Annotated in this window: 16 protein-coding genes; 6 read left to right on the forward strand and 10 right to left on the reverse strand. The window is 63.2% G+C overall.

Going from position 1 to position 16,449, the window contains the following annotated elements:
- Positions 1-188: 188 nt before the first annotated feature.
- Both H7225_RS00005 and H7225_RS00010 read right to left on the reverse strand, forming a co-directional pair.
- A complete protein-coding gene (locus tag H7225_RS00005) occupies positions 189-1,631 on the reverse strand; it encodes an NAD(P)/FAD-dependent oxidoreductase (protein WP_290658357.1) in 1,443 nt (480 codons plus the stop codon).
- A gap of 131 nt (positions 1,632-1,762) precedes the next feature.
- On the reverse strand, positions 1,763-2,926 hold the full coding sequence (locus H7225_RS00010; RefSeq protein WP_290658359.1) for a sensor domain-containing diguanylate cyclase: 1,164 nt from the start codon (positions 2,924-2,926) through the stop codon (positions 1,763-1,765).
- A 134-nt stretch (positions 2,927-3,060) separates the two neighbouring features.
- On the opposite strand from H7225_RS00010, the gene H7225_RS00015 reads away from it, so the two are divergent.
- The gene (locus H7225_RS00015; protein ID WP_290658361.1) at positions 3,061-4,650 is read left to right on the forward strand and encodes a serine/threonine-protein kinase; all 1,590 of its coding nucleotides are present in this window, start codon (positions 3,061-3,063) and stop codon (positions 4,648-4,650) included.
- A gap of 12 nt (positions 4,651-4,662) precedes the next feature.
- Here the strand turns inward: H7225_RS00015 and H7225_RS00020 are convergent, their stop codons facing one another.
- Together H7225_RS00020 and H7225_RS00025 are read right to left on the reverse strand one after the other, a co-directional pair.
- A complete protein-coding gene (locus H7225_RS00020; protein ID WP_290658363.1) occupies positions 4,663-5,181 on the reverse strand; it encodes a hypothetical protein in 519 nt (172 codons plus the stop codon).
- A gap of 61 nt (positions 5,182-5,242) precedes the next feature.
- Complete coding sequence (locus H7225_RS00025) at positions 5,243-6,460, reverse strand: GNAT family N-acetyltransferase (protein WP_290658365.1); 1,218 nt, start codon at positions 6,458-6,460, stop codon at positions 5,243-5,245.
- Positions 6,461-6,508: 48 nt separating this feature from the next.
- Here H7225_RS00025 and H7225_RS00030 point away from each other — a divergent pair, with 48 nt between their 5' ends.
- Positions 6,509-8,227, forward strand: a complete 1,719-nt coding sequence (locus H7225_RS00030; protein WP_290658367.1) for an NAD+ synthase — start codon at positions 6,509-6,511, stop codon at positions 8,225-8,227.
- Positions 8,228-8,290: 63 nt separating this feature from the next.
- On the forward strand, positions 8,291-8,629 hold the full coding sequence (locus tag H7225_RS00035) for a P-II family nitrogen regulator (protein ID WP_230179533.1): 339 nt from the start codon (positions 8,291-8,293) through the stop codon (positions 8,627-8,629).
- 27 nt (positions 8,630-8,656) lie between these two features.
- On the opposite strand, the gene H7225_RS00040 is transcribed toward H7225_RS00035, so the two are convergent.
- The 5 genes from H7225_RS00040 to H7225_RS00060 all read right to left on the reverse strand — a co-directional run bounded on the left by H7225_RS00040 (position 8,657) and on the right by H7225_RS00060 (position 11,985).
- Positions 8,657-9,289 (reverse strand): TIGR00730 family Rossman fold protein, encoded by a 633-nt coding sequence (locus H7225_RS00040; RefSeq protein ID WP_290658371.1) that lies wholly within the window; start codon positions 9,287-9,289, stop codon positions 8,657-8,659.
- A gap of 11 nt (positions 9,290-9,300) precedes the next feature.
- Entirely contained in the window at positions 9,301-9,846 is a 546-nt protein-coding gene (locus H7225_RS00045) for an RDD family protein (RefSeq protein WP_290658373.1), read from the reverse strand.
- Between the two features lie 80 nt (positions 9,847-9,926).
- Entirely contained in the window at positions 9,927-10,730 is an 804-nt protein-coding gene (locus H7225_RS00050) for a DUF3106 domain-containing protein (RefSeq protein ID WP_290658375.1), read from the reverse strand.
- Positions 10,727-11,383: a DUF3619 family protein gene (locus H7225_RS00055; RefSeq protein ID WP_290658377.1), complete on the reverse strand. Its 657-nt coding sequence runs from the start codon at positions 11,381-11,383 to the stop codon at positions 10,727-10,729. Before H7225_RS00055 ends, H7225_RS00050 begins: the two co-directional genes overlap by 4 nt.
- 17 nt (positions 11,384-11,400) lie before the next feature.
- Positions 11,401-11,985, reverse strand: coding sequence for an RNA polymerase sigma factor (locus H7225_RS00060; RefSeq protein ID WP_290658378.1), 585 nt, complete (start codon positions 11,983-11,985; stop codon positions 11,401-11,403).
- 266 nt (positions 11,986-12,251) lie between these two features.
- Here H7225_RS00060 and H7225_RS00065 point away from each other — a divergent pair, with 266 nt between their 5' ends.
- The 3 genes from H7225_RS00065 (at position 12,252) to ilvC (ending at position 15,744) form a co-directional block, all read left to right on the forward strand.
- Entirely contained in the window at positions 12,252-13,985 is a 1,734-nt protein-coding gene (locus H7225_RS00065; protein WP_290658379.1) for an acetolactate synthase 3 catalytic subunit, read from the forward strand.
- 175 nt (positions 13,986-14,160) lie between these two features.
- Positions 14,161-14,652, forward strand: coding sequence for an acetolactate synthase small subunit (ilvN, locus tag H7225_RS00070; protein WP_230179539.1), 492 nt, complete (start codon positions 14,161-14,163; stop codon positions 14,650-14,652).
- A 75-nt stretch (positions 14,653-14,727) separates the two neighbouring features.
- Positions 14,728-15,744: a ketol-acid reductoisomerase gene (ilvC, locus tag H7225_RS00075; protein WP_290658380.1), complete on the forward strand. Its 1,017-nt coding sequence runs from the start codon at positions 14,728-14,730 to the stop codon at positions 15,742-15,744.
- A gap of 59 nt (positions 15,745-15,803) precedes the next feature.
- On the opposite strand, the gene H7225_RS00080 is transcribed toward ilvC, so the two are convergent.
- Complete coding sequence (locus tag H7225_RS00080) at positions 15,804-16,388, reverse strand: hypothetical protein (RefSeq protein ID WP_290658381.1); 585 nt, start codon at positions 16,386-16,388, stop codon at positions 15,804-15,806.
- Between the last annotated feature and the right edge of the window lie 61 nt (positions 16,389-16,449).

Genomic DNA, 16,449 nt, shown 5'->3' on the forward strand with positions numbered 1-16,449 from the left:
GACGAGCCGGTGAATCCGCTCAGCCATTCGCGTGTCTGCCAGCGCTCGGGCAGGTATTCCGACAAATGCGGGTCGCTGCTGGGCACCAGGCAGGCTTGCCAGCCTTGCTGGTTCATGTGTTGGCGCAAGGCCGCCAGGCGCTGAGGAATGGTCGAATAAGTCATGGCCCTATGTTGCCATGATCTGCATCAGACCGGTGGCGGCGGGGCCGGTGGCTCGCTGCGGGCAACCGTCTGATGGGTGTCTCGCAAATAGGGGGCTATGAAGATCCGTGCGTGCCGCTGCGAGGTGAAATAGGCCCACGCCCAGTCCATGAACACGAGCATGCGGTTGCGAAAGCCGATCAGGAAATAGACATGCACGAACAACCAGAACAACCAGGCCGACAAGCCGCTGAACTTGATCTTGATGGAGGTGAAGGGCACATCGACCGCTGCGATGGCCGCGCGTCGGCCAATGGTGGCCAGCGCCCCGTAGTCCAGGTAGCGAAAGGCCCCCGCCTCCTTGCCCTGCAGGCGGCGGATGATGTTCTTCGCGGCTGTGCGGCCCATCTGCTTGGCGCCGGGGCTGACCCCCGGGACCACGGTGGGGTTCTTGGGGTCGAGGTAGCTTTTGGCACTGGCCAGGTCGCCCACCACGTAGATGTTGGGGTGGCTGGCCAGGTTCAGTTCGGGCTGCACGATCACGCGTCCGGCGCGGTCCACTTCGCAGCCCGTGCTTTTGGCCAGCGAGCGGCCCAGTGGCGAGGCGGCCACGCCGGCGGCCCAGATCACGGTGCGTGAGGGCAGGAAGTGCGAGACCGTCTGGCTGGTGCCGTCGGCGGCCACGTCCACCATGTCGTAGTGGATGCCAAACGCGGTGATGTTCGTCACCTTGGCGCCCACCAGCACTTCGACACCCAGGTCCACCAGTTGTTCTTTCGCGCGTTGCGAGAGGTCGTCCGGGAAGCTGCCCAGCACCTTTGCGGCCCCTTCCAGCAAGATCACGCGGGCGCGCCGCGAATCGATGCGGCGGAACTCTGCATGCAAGGTGTGCTGGGCGATCTCCGAGAGCGTGCCGGCCATTTCGACGCCGGTCGGCCCCGCGCCCACGATGGCGAAGGTGAGCCAGGGCTCGCGTTTGGCCAAGTCGGTTTCGCGCTCCGCCTGCTCGAAAGCGGTCAGCACCCGACGGCGGATGGTGAAGGCGTCGCCCAGAGTCTTCAGGCCCGGAGCGTATTTGGCCCAGTCGTCACGGCCAAAATAGCTGTGCGTGGCGCCGGAGGCCAGGATCAAGTGGTCGAAATGCAGGTGTTCGCCACCGTCCATCACCACGCAATTTGACGCGGTGTCAATCGACATCACCTCACCCATCAACACCGTCAGGTTGCCCCGTGCGATCTCGCCGCGCAGGATGTGCCGGATTGGGCCAGCAATGGCAGGGGCCGGCAGACCGGCTGTGGCCACTTGATAAAGCAGGGGCTGGAACAGGTGGTGGTTGGTCCGATCGACCACGATGATCTCGACCGCCGCCTTGGACAGCACCCTGGCCGCCTCCAGACCGCCGAAGCCACAACCGACGATGACGACGCGGGGCACGGCGGAGGTCTTGGCGGCGTCAGGAGTGGAGATGGCGTTGGTCGGTCGATTCATGCAGGGCCGGTATGAAAAAGGGCGTTTGATCGGAATCAGTGTTTATACCAGCCGCCAATTGGCTCATGTGGCGCCGCACGTTCGTGGTGCATCCCTTGATCATGGGGACCGACTCGCCCTTTCACCCCAAATCAAGTGCCTTGGGCGTGTTGCAACTCCGGTTGAAGAAGGTTCAGGATGAACCTGGCCTTGCCTGAACGTTTGGCCTCGTACATGGTTTCGTCGGCGCGCTGGCACAAGGTGCTGGCGTTGTCGCCCAAGATGAAGAGGGTGCCACCAATGCTGGGCGTGACCACCATCGATTGGCCTTTCAGGCAATGAGGCAAGCTCAATCGTTCAAGCATGCGGTTGCCAACGCGTTGCACCTCGTCCGGGTGGCCGGCGCCTTCGAGGATCACGGTGAACTCGTCACCAGACAAGCGGCACACGCAGTCGGTCAGGCGCACGCAGGCGTCCAGGCGCTGGCCGACTTCCACCAGCAGTTGGTCGCCCACCGCGTGTCCGTGCAGGTCATTCACCGATTTGAAGCCGTCCAGGTCCACATAGAGCACCGCCAGGGTCTGAGGCTGGCGGCGGGCCCGCGACATGGCTTGCTGCAGGCGTTCGCCAAAAGCCCGGCGGTTGGGCAGCCCCGTCAGGCTGTCATGACGGGCTTGTTCTGCCAACACGCGCTGTTGTTGCTTGAGTGGCGTGATGTCGTTGAAAGTGCGGATGTGCTGGGTGATCTGGCTCGCCTCGTTGCGCAGGGCGGTCACGGTCAGGCAGGTGTCGATCTGCTGGCCATCGGCGCAGGTTTGAGCGCTTTCACCCGACCAGCGCAAGTCTGCTTCCAGCGAGCTGCGCACGCCGTTCAGGTGCGAGTCCCGCAACGGCGCCATGCCCAGCAACTCGGCGCTGTGGCCCATGACTTCGGAAGGGCTCAGGCCCGTCATCGCCAAAAAAGCTGGGTTGACCATGACGATGCGGTCCAGCCCATCGCTCACCACCACGGCATCGCCACAGGCTTGCAGTACCCGTGACGACAAGTTCTGCAGCTTGGACGCCGGCTCTGCCATGGCGGGCACGCTGGCGGGCGCAGGCCCCGGCTTCGTCCACTGCTGGCGTTGCATTCGCCAGCATTGAAGCCCCAATAGGCTCAACAGCAGCAACGATCCGGCTTGAGTCACCAGATTGGAAGAGGACGACAGCTCGTATCCGACACCCAGGGAGGCCAGCATGGGCAAAGCCAACACCCTGGCAGAAGGATGACGAAACCGATTGGGCGTCCCCACGATCATCGTAAGGAACGAATTCATGGACACCCCGACTGCAAAGACAGCACCTCGATTTTCGGACTGATAGCGGTGAACTTAAGCGTTAAAAATGACCATGAAAGCCGCCCATGCATGTGGAGTAAGCTGCATGACCCGACTGGAGATGCCCATTTGCCATGCCCCCTGTAGCTGAGCACGACGCCCTGCCCACTGGCACACGCCTTGGCGAGTTCGAGATTGAACGCGTGCTGGGCGTGGGCGGTTTCGGCATCGTGTACCTGGCTTTCGACCACGCGCTGCAGCGTCAGGTTGCCATCAAGGAATACATGCCGGTGGCCTTGGCCGTCCGTGGGCAGGGCCTGGGGGTGAGCCTGCGCGCGGCCAGCCACGCCGACACCTTTGCCCTGGGATTGCGCTCGTTCATCAACGAAGCCCGCCTGCTGGCGCGGTTTGACCACCCCGCGCTGGTCAAGGTCTACCGCTTCTGGGAAGAGCACCGCACCGCCTACATGGTGATGCCTTATTACCGTGGCCAGACGGTGCAGAACGCCCGCCGCGAGATGACGGTGCCACCGGATGAAAACTGGTTGCGCCACGTCATCGAGCCCGTGCTGGGCGCCTTGGATTGTCTGCACCGCGAGCAAGTCTTCCACCGCGACATCGCGCCCGACAACATCCTTTTGCTGGACGAGGGTGAGGGCGATGAAGGCCCGCGCCCCGTGCTGCTGGACCTGGGCGCGGCCCGCCACGTGATTGGCGACCACACCCAATCGCTGACCGCCATCCTCAAACCCAGTTTCGCGCCCATTGAGCAATACGCCGAGACCGTGCAGTTGCGCCAAGGAGCCTGGACCGACCTGTACGCCCTGGCGGCCGTGGTCCACTTTTGCATCACCGGCCGGCCACCCACGCCGGCCACCGCGCGCGCCGTGCACGACGACCTGCCCGGCCTGACCCAGATGAGCGAAGGCCTGGCCAGCGGCTTTGACCGGCACTACAGCAGCAGTTTCGTCAACGCCATCGACCATGCCCTGGCGGTGCGCCCTCAAGACCGTCCTGATTCGGTCGCCGCTTGGCGCCAGGAGTTGTCGGGCATCGTCAATGTGGGCCAGCAGGGCCTGACCCAGGGCGATGGCTGGGTGCCGCAAACCGTGCTGGTTCGGCCCGCGGATGGTCAGAAGCCGGCAGGGCACGAGGCCGCCGACGCGCGTGCCTACCTGACCACGATTCCCGCAGCCGGCACCTTGCGGGCACTGCCGAAATGGCCGGTCACGGTGGCCAAGGGCCAGAAGACCATCTCGCCCCCCACCTCGGAGTCGGCGCCGGCCAAGGGCATTGAATCAGCCCTGAACCGGCGTTGGGTCATGGGCATGGCCTTCGTGGTGGTGGTGGCAGCCTCCGGGCTTTGGGCGCAGCGAAACTCGACTCGTCCGCAGTCTCAAGACCTGCCGATGGGCGTCGCCACGGCCAGCGCGGCTGGTGCCAAAGCCAGCGTACCCGGCAAGCCAGTGGTGCCTGCCAAAGCGGCGGCGAAAAGTGAGGCCGGGCTTGAAGACGATCAAACCAGCAAAACGCGCAAGCGCACGGGCAGCAATGTTGCCGATGCATCGGAGCCGCTCAACCCCCGGCAGGCCTGCGGATCACGCACTTTCATCTCGCTGGCGATCTGCATGAAGCTGCATTGCTCGCGTCCTGCCTACGCCGGCCACGCCGAGTGCAAACGCATGACCGAGCAGGAGCAGGGGCAGCGGTCCGCGTTCCCCTGAGCCTGAGCTTGATCAGGCCGCGGCGGCTTGCTGTCTCAAGGCCTTCAAGGTGGATTGCAGCAGGCGCGCGTCCGAGCTGGCGCGGTGCCGCTGCAGGATCATGCCCATGGCCACTTGGCCTTTGAGTTCGTGCCAGGTGGCGGCCTCGCTTTCCGAAAGCAGTGCGCGCAGGTTTTCCAGCTTGAAATGCGGCGTGCGGTCGGCGGCGTCAAACAGGCGGTTCAGCCAGGTGTAGTCGTGTGCCCAGGCGTCCGAGTAGACGACCATGCCTTCCAGCCAGTCGTTCAGGGCATCGGCCACCTCCAGGGCAGAGCGACCATGACGCTCCAGGTTGTCGCGCGTGATGTGGTGAACGGCCGCTGCGCTGGGGTCCCAGTGTTGCCACTCGGGTTCGGGCTTGACCAGGCTGCACCAGGATCGGCCATCGGGCATCACGATCCCCACTTCAATTGGGTAGCTGCCCAAGCCGAACCCGGACGCCTCGATGTCGAGGACGGGCGGGGGGTAGTCAACGGAGGCAAAGGTGGGCATGAACGACGACATCTGGACCCTGGTGCTTGTTGGGTTATTCAGACCCTAGTCTCGCACTCGTTTAATCGGGTGCATCCAAGGGTTTGAACGGTTTTCGGTCATCCAATTCATCGATGTAGTGCTGAATTTGCTGGCCTTCACGATGCAAAAAATCAGCCACAGCCTGTTTGAAGCCCGGGTGGGCCAACCAGTGCACCGACTGCGTGGGAGTTCCCAGCAGGCCACGTGCCAGCTTGTGTTCGCCTTGGGCACCCCCCTCGAAACGCTGGTAGCCCTTGGCGATGCACCAGGCCATGGGTTGGTAATAACAAGCCTCGAAATGCAGGCAGGACACGGTGCTCAGCGCTCCCCAATAGCGACCGTAGGCCAGACCCTGTTCGGTGTCCACCGCCAGCAAGGCGCAGGCCATGCGCTCGCCCTCGCGGCTGGCCACGAACAGCACCCAGTCTTGCGGGCGTGATTCGCTGGCCAGGCGCCAGAACTCACGGCTCAGGTAGGGCTGTTGCCCGTGCTGCCAATAGGTCTGCGTGTAGCAGCGGTGAAAGAAATCCCAATCGGCCTCCAGGATCTGCGCGCCCTCCAGCACCTCGAAGCTCACCCCGGCGTCGCGCACCTTGCGCCGTTCCTGGTGGATCTTCTTGCGCTTGTCGCGGTGCAGGCTGGCCAGGAAATCCTCGTAGTCAAAGTAAGGTTCGCCCTGGCGGTTTTGCCAGTGGAACTGCACGCCATGGCGTGCCAGCCAACCTTGCGCCTTGGCGGCCTCGGCCTCCTGATCAGACACGAACAGGATGTGGGCCGATGACCAGGCTTGCTGTTGCACCTGCTGGCTGATCGCCTGCAGCAATGCTTCACGCAAGGCTTGCTGGGCACCGGGCGCGGCCGCCGGGTTGACCAGCAGACGTGGCCCCGGCACCGGCGAGAACGGTACCGCGCCCAGCAATTTGGGGAAGTAGCTCGCCCCCGCGGCACCAAAGGCCCGGTCATGCGCATCGGCCCAAGCCCAGTCAAACACATACTCACCATAAGAGTGCGACTTGGCGAAGGTGGCGCAGGCGGCCACCAATTGGCCGGTGGCGTCGTGCAGCGTCAAGAACAGCGGCTGCCAGCCTGTTTTGGCGCAAGCACTGCCACTGTCCACCATGGCCGACAAAAAGCCGTGGCGCATGAACGGAGTGCCGCCCGGGATGCCGGCCACCAGCCGATCCCACTGCGTTGCATCGATGGCACCAGGGTGATCGTGCCATTGCGCCGTCAGGTCCAGGGTGAGGGCGGCTACCATGTTGACCTGCGCGCATCCGGCGCGCCATCATGGGTTGTCGTTTTGATCATGAGTTCCGTTTCAATCATTGCGTCGCCAGTGTCCGCCACCGTGCCCTTGTCCGTGGCCCTGCTGCAATTCAACCCCACGGTGGGTGACTTGGCCGGCAACGCCCGCCAGATCATTGAAGGCAGCCTGCAAGCCTACACCGAGGGGGCCCGCCTGATCGTCACGCCTGAGCTGGCTTTGTGTGGCTACCCACCTGAAGACCTGCTGATGCGCCCGGCCTTCTTGATCGCTTGTGACGCGGCAGTCCAGGACATCGCGCGCGCGCTGGCCCATTTGCCTGATCTGCACCTGGTGCTGGGTCATCCCCGCGCTGGTCAGGCCGAAGAGATCCGCACCCGCTCGGTGTCGGCCCCCAGCCTGCTCAACGCGGCCTCGGTGCTGAACGCCGGCCAGCTCATTGCCAGCTACGCCAAGCGCGAGCTGCCCAACTACCAGGTGTTCGACGAGCGACGCTATTTCGTCAGCGGGCGCGAGGCTGGCCTGGGCGCGGTGGTGATCGACGTGGGCGAGTGGCGCGTGGGCCTGTTGATCTGCGAAGACGCCTGGTTTGACGAGCCCGCCTTGTCGGCCAAGGCGCTGGGCGCGCAGGCCTTGGTGGTCATCAATGCCTCGCCCTTCCACGCTGGCAAACGCGCCGAGCGGGAAGCCAGCATGGCCGAGCGGGCCCGCCAGACGGGCCTGCCTTTGCTCTATGCCCACCAGGTCGGGGGGCAGGATGAAGTCGTTTTCGACGGCGCCTCTTTCGCGGTCGATGCGCAAGGCCAGGTCCAGGCCCGTGCCCCCAGTTTTGAAGCCGCCACCTTGCACGTCACGCTCCAGCCCGGCGGCGCGGTCCAGGGCCCGATTGCTGATCACTTGTCGACCGAGGCCGAGATCTGGGCGGCGCTGGTGTGTGGCGTGCGCGACTACATCGGCAAAAACGGCTTTCCCGGCATCATCATTGGCCTGTCGGGCGGCATCGATTCGGCGTTGGTCCTGGCGATAGCGGTCGATGCCCTGGGCGCCGACAAGGTCCGCACCGTGATGATGCCCTCGCCCTACACGGCCGACATCTCGTGGATCGACGCGCGCGACATGGCCGACCGGTTGCACGTTCAGCACGACGAGATCGCCATCGCCCCGATGTTCGACGACTTCAAGGCCTCGCTGGCGCCGCTGTTCGCGGGCCGTGCCGAGGACACCACCGAAGAGAACATCCAGGCCCGCATCCGGGGCACCTTGCTGATGGCCTTGTCCAACAAGATGGGCGCCATCGTGTTGACCACGGGCAATAAAAGTGAGTTGGCCACGGGCTATTGCACGCTGTATGGCGACATGGCGGGCGGCTTCGCCGTCATCAAGGACCTGGCCAAAACGCTGGTCTACAAGCTCTCGCGCTGGCGCAACGAACAGGCCGTGGCTGCCGGCCAGGTCGAGCCCATCCCCGAGCGCATCATCACGCGGCCGCCATCGGCCGAATTGCGCCCCGACCAGACCGACCAGGACAGCCTGCCACCCTACGAGGTGCTGGACGCCATCCTGGAACGCTACATGGAACATGACCAGTCCATCGAGGACATCGTGGCGGCGGGATTCAAGCGCGCCGACGTGGACCAGGTCACCCGGCTCATCAAGGTCAATGAGTACAAGCGCCGCCAAGCCCCAGTTGGGGTGCGCATCACGCACCGTGCATTTGGCCGGGATTGGCGTTATCCAATCACCTCCAAGTTCCGCGCCTGACGATAATCAAGCGATCGTGCTTAAATAATCACTATTCTTTCGCAGAAATTCCCGGAGCCTTCCATGAAACAAATCACCGCCGTCATCAAACCTTTCAAGCTCGAAGAAGTCCGCGAAGCGCTGGCTGAAGTCGGTGTCACCGGTTTGACGGTCACCGAAGTCAAGGGTTTTGGCCGCCAGAAGGGCCACACCGAGTTGTACCGTGGCGCCGAGTACGTGGTTGATTTTCTGCCCAAGGTCAAGATCGAAGTGGTCGTCAAGACGGGCGATGTGGACCGCTGCATCGAGGCCATCGTCAAGGCTGCCAAGACCGGCAAGATCGGTGACGGCAAGATTTTCGTGACGGCGGTTGAGCAAGTGGTGCGCATCCGCACTGGCGAGACCGACGAAGCCGCGGTTTGAGGCAGGGCCGCCCCAGCGGCGGTCAATTCAGACGTCAGGCGATACGCCGCCTGGGCCGATTTCGTTCGCGCCCGGCGGCGTTTGCTTTTGGGCGTCCAGGGCCTTGAGCCGCAGTGCGTCGGCCTGCAACTGGTCCAGCAGGCTGCCGGCTTGCGTGTCCAGCAGCAGCAACTCTTGAACGTCGGGCCATAAAAAGCCGCCATCTCGGCTGCGGTCGATGAACTTCAGCAAGTCGTCGTAGTAGCCGGCTGTATTGAGCAGGCCCACTGGTTTCTGGTGGTAACCCAGTTGCCGCCAAGTCCAGACCTCGAAGATCTCTTCCATGGTGCCGATGCCGCCAGGCAGCGCCACAAAGGCATCGGATTGCATGGCCATGCTGTGCTTGCGCTCGTGCATGGTGTCGACCACCTGCAAGTCAGTCAGGCCCGAGTGGCCCAGCTCGCGTTGCACCAGCCGGTGGGGGATCACACCGATCACCGAAGCCCCGTGTTCCAGGGCCGCATCGGCCACGGCGCCCATCAGGCCCGTGCTGCCACCGCCGTACACCAGTTGCCAGCCTCGCAGGCCGATCTCGCGGCCCACCTCTCGGGCGGCGGCTTCAAAGGCCGGCTCGTTGCCCGTGCGGGAACCGCAGTAAACGCACACTGAAAAAGCAGCCATGGGTGAAGAGCTCAGGGTCGGGTGTCGATGAGGCGGGTCTTGCACAAAGCATCGTGCAGAAACTGCCGCTGAGGGTGCAGCCAGCTGAGCAGCGCGTAGATGGCCATCCAGCCGAACAGCGCGCCGTACAGCCATTTGGATTGATGCCAGCCCACCAGCCAGGCGCCCACCAGCGCTGGCGCGAACCACAGCCAGGAGCTGAAGTAGCGCATCAGGGCCTGTTGGAGGCTCAGGCCCGCACCATCGATGGACACGATGCGCAACTGCCAGGTCTTCATGGCCAGGGTCTGCCCGCCGTGCGTCCAGAACCACATGAAATACATCGACAGCACCACGAACACCGTGGCCTGCAGGCCTTGGCGGTGTTGCAAGGCATGGCGCTGGCCGACGATCACGCCAAAAATCAAGCCAACCACCATCACCACCCCGAACAGCAGCACGCCTTCGTACAGGAAGGCGGCCAGGCGTCGGCGCAAAGCAGGGGCATGGCCTTGGGCGCGCACCGCGCATTCGGCGGCAGGCAAAGGCACAAAAGGGACGGCGGGACGGGATTTCATCGGCAGGGCAAGCAGGGCAAGGCGCGAACAATACACCACGCGTCCATGCACTCAACTCGCCATGCGGTGGCCTGGGGATGTCAGCGAGATTGCGAGGCCGGCACGGCCGTCATGGCCGCCGCCTGCGCGCCCTTTTTTGGCAACAAGGTGACCGGGTCCACGAAGCCCTTGGTGGCGGCGATTTTGGGCAGACCCGTTTGCTGGTGCAGGGGCGGCGTGGGCCGCTGGCTGACCAGCGTGGTGGTGGCACCGCGCCCAGCCTTGATCAGGGATGGGGCCACGGCCACCTGCGCCGGGGCATTGGGTGTGGCGCCAGGCACCCAGTTGGATTTGCTGGTGGATTCGTTGTCGCGTTGTCGCTTGGACGCCTGCTGGGCCCGCTCGCGGGGGCCAGCCATGTTGTCGCTCAGCACCACCGGTTGCTGCTTGCGACGGGCCTGCTGGGCCAGTTCGCCACGCTCTTCGGGGCTCAGTGCTTGATAGGACGCCCATTTTTTCTGACGCTCTTCAGGCGACAGTTGGCGAGTTTGTTGAAAGCGCAAACGAGCCTCACCCCGCTGTTGCGGTGGCAATTTTGACCATTGCGTCATGCGCTCCTGCATGCGCTGCTGTTCCTGGGGTGACAGGCTGCCGAACCGGTTGGACACGTTCATCCAGCGCTTTTTGTTCGATATTTCCATCGTTGGCCACAAAGCCGCCAAGGGTTGCAAAGCCCGGCGTTGAGATCCAGTGAGGCTGGCCCATGAGTTTGAGCCGCCTGACGAAGCGCTGGCCGCAACCGCCACTGAGGTGTTCTTCGCCGGCGGGGCTGCCGTGCTCAGTTGGCAGCAGGCCAGGCTCATGCACAACACCGCCAGCGCCCATGCCGTCACGGTTTGTGTCATGGCTGCGCCTCTGCCCCGCCATCGCTGCTTTCGCTGTCGTCGCTGGCTTCACTGTCTGATTTGGCCAGGGGCGCTTCGTCGGTTTCCAGCGCGGCAGGCTCCGCACTGATCGGCGGTTCGGTCTGCAGATACTCTTCAAAACCGGGGTCGGCATAGGCTGAGGGGGGCAGGTCGTCGGTCAACAGCGCCATGTCCACGTCGGAGGCGGCTTGCACTTTTTCAGACTGGTACCAACTGTGGATGCCCCACAAGCCCAACACAAGCGCCAGCGCCGGCAGCGCGGACGCCAAGCGCCAGCCCCAGGGCAGGGGGCCGTCGTCCATGCTTCGGCCATGGCTTGGGTCGCGGTGCTGCCTCCCGGCGCCCCAGCCTGACAGAGAGAGCGAGGCCTGACCAGACGAGCCCGATCCCGCCATGTTCACGCCGGCCAGTTGGCGGGAAGGCGCGTACTCGGGGGCCCTGGCCACGGCCACCTGAGGGCGGGCCAGCACGGCCCCGCGCACGGCCTGCTCGCGTGCCACGCGCAGACGCTCGGTGATGTCGTGGGGCAGTGCCTTGGCCGAATCATCCAGCCGCGCACTGACGCGCAGGGCAAAGCGGGCTTCAATGGCCTCGATTTGCGCGCTCGACAATGGGGTGTTTGGACTTTTCACGATATGACTGCTTTGATTTACAAGGATATTCCGCGAACATGCATGGCTTTGGACAGCGCCTGGACCGCCCGCGAGCAGTGCGTTTTCACGCTGCCCTCGGAGCAACCCATGGCGGCCGCCGTTTCAGCGACGTCCAACTCCTCCCAGTAACGCAGCAGGAAGGCCTCCCGTTGACGCGCGGGCAATTTTCCAACTTCGACTTCGATGATCTTGAGCGTTTCGCCCCGGCTGGCGGTGTCCTCAGCACCTTCCGTGCCTGGATTGTCGATCCTCAGGGAATCCAGCAGGTTGAAGTCGCCATCGCCGTCGTCCGAGGATGACTCGAAGTCTCCCAGGTTCTGGAAAACGGCGTTGCGCACTTTTTGGCGCCGAAACCAATCCAGCGTGGCGTTGGACAAGATCCGGGCGAACAGCATGGGCCATTCGTTGGAAGGCCGGTCGGCGTAGCTTTGCGTCAGGCGGATCATGGCGTCCTGCACGATGTCCAGCGCCGAATCCTCGTCGCGCACGGCAAAAGCGGTGCGTTTGAACGCGCGGCGCTCAACACTTATCAGGAAGTTGTTGAGCTCGTCTAAGGTGGAGGGGCTGGGCAGGGGGGTCAAGACACGAAGACTTGCGGCGCCAGATCGGCGAGGGCGGATTATGGCACCGGCCCAGGAATTTTCAGTGCGATAATATTTGTCTTTGCGCCATCCCGATCTGGTCTGAATCGTTACCCCAACCGGTTTCGGTGGCAGGCCGCGCAGGCTCCAAATCCGCCTCACAAGGGCGAGCACGCTGGTGATCCGTCACCGCAGATGCTGTTGAGGAGGGGTACCGATCATTTTTCGTTAGAGAAAAATCCGAAAGGTCTTTTTACATCATGGACATGTCCTCTCCCACCACACCTGAAGTTCTCAATGGTTCTGACATTCTCGTGCGCTGCTTGCAGGCCGAAGGTGTCAAGTACATGTGGGGCTACCCCGGCGGCGCCGTTCTGTACATCTACGACGCCCTCTACAAACAAGACACCATCCAGCACGTGCTGGTGCGCCACGAACAGGCCGCTGTTCATGCCGCTGATGGTTACGCGCGCGCCACGGGCGACGTTGGCGTTGCGCTGGTGACTTCCGGTCCCGGCGTGACCAATGCCGTCACCGGCATCGCCACCGCCTACATGGACTCGATCCCCATGGTGATCATCACCGGACAGGTGCCCACGCCCGCGATCGGCCTGGACGCCTTCCAGGAGTGCGACACCGTCGGCATCACGCGCCCCATCGTCAAACACAACTTCCTGGTGAAGGATGTCGCCGACCTGGCCGTCACCCTGAAGAAAGCTTTCCACATCGCCCGCACTGGCCGCCCCGGCCCGGTGGTGGTCGATGTCCCGAAGGATGTCTCCCTCAACAAGACCGCGTTCAGCTACCCTGAAACGGTTGAGATGCGTTCGTACAACCCGGTGCGCAAGGGCCATGGCGGGCAGATCCGCAAGGCCGTGCAACTGATTTTGGGTGCCAAGCGCCCCTACATCTACACCGGTGGCGGCGTGATTTTGGCCAACGCAGCTGCTGAGTTGCGCGAGCTGGTCAATCTGCTGGGCTACCCCACCACCAGCACCCTGATGGGCTTGGGCGCCATCGCCGCGTCCGACAAGACCTTCCTGGGCATGCTTGGCATGCATGGCACGTATGAGGCCAACATGACCATGCAAAGCGCCGACGTGGTGCTGGCCGTGGGTGCGCGCTTCGACGATCGCGTGATCGGTAACCCCAAGCACTTCGCCCAGGTCGAACGCAAGATCATCCACATCGACATCGATCCTTCGTCGATTTCCAAGCGCGTCAAGGTCGATGTCCCCATCGTGGGCGACGTCAAGGACGTGTTGCAAGAATTGATCGCGCAGATCAAGGAGTCGACGCAGCGCGCCGACCCGAACGCTCTGGCCGCTTGGTGGAACCAGATCGGCGAGTGGAAAAAGCGCGAATGCCTGAAGTACAAGACTTCTGAAGACGTCATCAAGCCGCAGTTCGTGATTGAAACGCTGGCTCGCCTGACCCGTGGCACTGATTGTTATGTCACGTCGGACGTGGGCCAGCATCAGATGTTCGCCGCGCAGTTCTACCCCTTTGACGAACCCCGTCGCTGGATCAACTCCGGGGGCCTGGGCACGATGGGCGTGGGCCTGCCTTACGCCATGGGCATCAAGCTGGCCAAGCCCGATGCCGACGTGTTCTGCGTGACCGGCGAAGGCTCGATCCAGATGTGCATCCAGGAGCTGTCGACCTGCCTGCAGTACCAGACCGCGGTCAAGGTGCTGTCGCTGAACAACCGCTACCTGGGCATGGTGCGCCAGTGGCAGCAGCTGGACTACGGCAGCCGCTACTCGCACAGCTACATGGACGCGCTGCCCGATTTCGTGAAGCTGGCCGAGGCTTATGGCCACGTCGGCATGCTGATCGAGCGTCCGTCTGATGTGGAAGGCGCTTTGCGCGAAGCCATCAAGCTGAAGGACCGCACCGTGTTCCTGGACATCCGCACCGACCCGACCGAAAACGTCTGGCCGATGGTGAAGGCGGGCCAGGGCATTTCCGAAATGCTGCTGGGGTCTGAAGACCTGTAAGGCCACCTTGTTCCCGGCCGCTCGCAAGGGGGCCGCAGCCAGGTGCTTGCCGGTGCCTGTGCGGGCGGTTCCTCAAGCGGTGCCGGGGTTCCAACACTTCTGATTCATCGAACAACGTGGCCACGGCCATCGGGTTACCGCCCGCTGGCTCAAGAGCGCGAAGGACGATCCTGACATGAAACACATCATTGCATTGCTGCTTGAAAACGAACCCGGCGCGCTGTCGCGTGTGGTCGGCTTGTTTTCCGCCCGGGGCTACAACATCGAGAGCCTGACCGTGGCCACCACCGAGGATGCCTCCCTGTCGCGCATGACGATCGTCACCAGCGGCTCGGACGACGTGATCGAACAGATCACCAAGCACCTCAACCGCCTGATTGAAGTCGTCAAGGTCGTCGACCTGTCCGAGGGCCCGTATACCGAGCGTGAGCTGATGCTCATCAAGGTGCGCGCCGTGGGCAAGGAGCGCGAAGAGATGAAACGCATGGCCGACATCTTCCGCGGCCGCATCATCGACGTGACCGACAAGACCTACACCATTGAATTGACGGGCGACGCCTCGAAGCTCGATGCCTTCATCGAAGCCATTGACCGCGCCGCCATCTTAGAAACCGTGCGCACCGGGACCAGCGGGATCGGGCGTGGCGAGCGCATCTTGCGCGTCTGAACTTTCCCGCTTTTTCCGCTGCAAGCAGCACCCCCCCATTCAACCGAATCAACTGATTTTTCGACGGAGCTGAACATGAAGGTTTATTACGACAAAGACGCTGACCTGAGCCTGATCAAGGGCAAGAATGTCGCCATCATCGGCTACGGCTCGCAAGGCCACGCCCACGCCCAAAACCTGCGCGACTCTGGCGTGAACGTCACGGTCGGTCTGCGCAAGGGTGGCGCTTCCTGGTCCAAGGTTGAAGCCGCTGGCATCAAAGTTTGTGAAGTCGATGACGCCGTCAAGGGCGCCGACGTGGTCATGATCCTGCTGCCCGACGAGAACATCCCCGAGGTGTACAACAACAACGTCGCGCCCAACATCAAGCAAGGTGCCGTGCTGGCCTTTGCCCACGGTTTCAACGTGCACTACAACCAAGTCATCCCCCGTGCTGACCTGGACGTGATCATGATCGCCCCCAAGGGCCCTGGCCACACCGTGCGTTCCGAGTACCTCAAGGGCGGCGGCGTGCCTTCCCTGATCGCCATTTACCAAGACAAGTCTGGCAAGGCCAAGGACATCGCCCTGTCGTACGCGGCGGCCAACGGCGGCACCAAGGGTGGCGTGATCGAGACCAACTTCCGCGAAGAAACCGAAACCGACCTGTTCGGCGAACAAGCCGTGCTGTGCGGTGGCGCGGTCGAGCTGGTGAAGATGGGCTTCGAGACGCTGACCGAAGCCGGTTACGCGCCTGAAATGGCCTACTTCGAATGCCTGCACGAACTCAAGCTGATCGTTGACCTCATGTACGAAGGCGGCATCGCCAACATGAACTACTCGATCTCGAACAACGCCGAATACGGCGAGTACGTGACCGGCACCGAAGTGATCAACGAGCAATCGCGCGCCGCCATGCGCAACGCTCTGAAGCGCATCCAGACTGGCGAATACGCCAAGATGTTCATTCAAGAAGGCAAGACGAACTACCCGAGCATGACCGCTCGCCGTCGTTTGAACGCCGTTCACCCGGTCGAGACCGTGGGCGCTGAATTGCGCGCCATGATGCCTTGGATCGCCAAGAACAAGCTGGTTGACCAGTCCAAGAACTGATCACCGATCAGCGCTTGAATTGAAAAGCCGCCTGGGGTAACCCGGCGGCTTTTTTCATGTCAGGACGCTTTGGACGTGGCGCTGGAGGTCGGCGGTGCCGCAGCCGGTGACTTGGGCTGGGGCGTGTCCGCATGACCCGCTGCCGTCGCGCACTGTTGCCACAAGCCGTCCAGCCTGGCCCCCTTGTTGCGGCGGCTTTGCAGCCCGGCTTCGAAGGTTTGCTGCCAGTGGGTTTCGGCAAAGCAATTAGAAAATTGGGTGACTTCAGCGGCTTTCCAGCCCCGTTGCAACAGGTCGGGCCCGAACTGCTTGGCGATGAAGCCCTGGTTGTGCGACGTGATGACCGGTTTGGCGCAGCTCAAGGCGGCCAGGCTCAAGGTCTTGGGACCGCTTTCGTCCGCGGGCATGTCACCCAATGCGTCCAGCTTGGCCTGGGCGCAGGCGCAGATTGACTTCACCGCTTCTGTCGTTGGCGTGCTGGCCGGGATGGCAGCGTCCAGCAACGTCTGCACGCGGGCAGGGCAGCGCAGGGCAAACAGCTGTTGCTGGGTGGGGGGCTTGGCGGCTTCGGGCGCCGAGGCGGTTTGGGCCTGCACGGAGCCAACGCTGGCCAGCCACAACAAGGCAAACGATGACGACTTCATATCAGATTATTTGCGTATTCAGATTCGATGGTGGAGTCTAGGCGCCCTGCTCATGCTGAGC

It is taken from the genome of Aquabacterium sp., from assembly GCF_014378415.1.
Taxonomy (GTDB): Bacteria; Pseudomonadota; Gammaproteobacteria; order Burkholderiales; family Burkholderiaceae_C; genus Aquabacterium.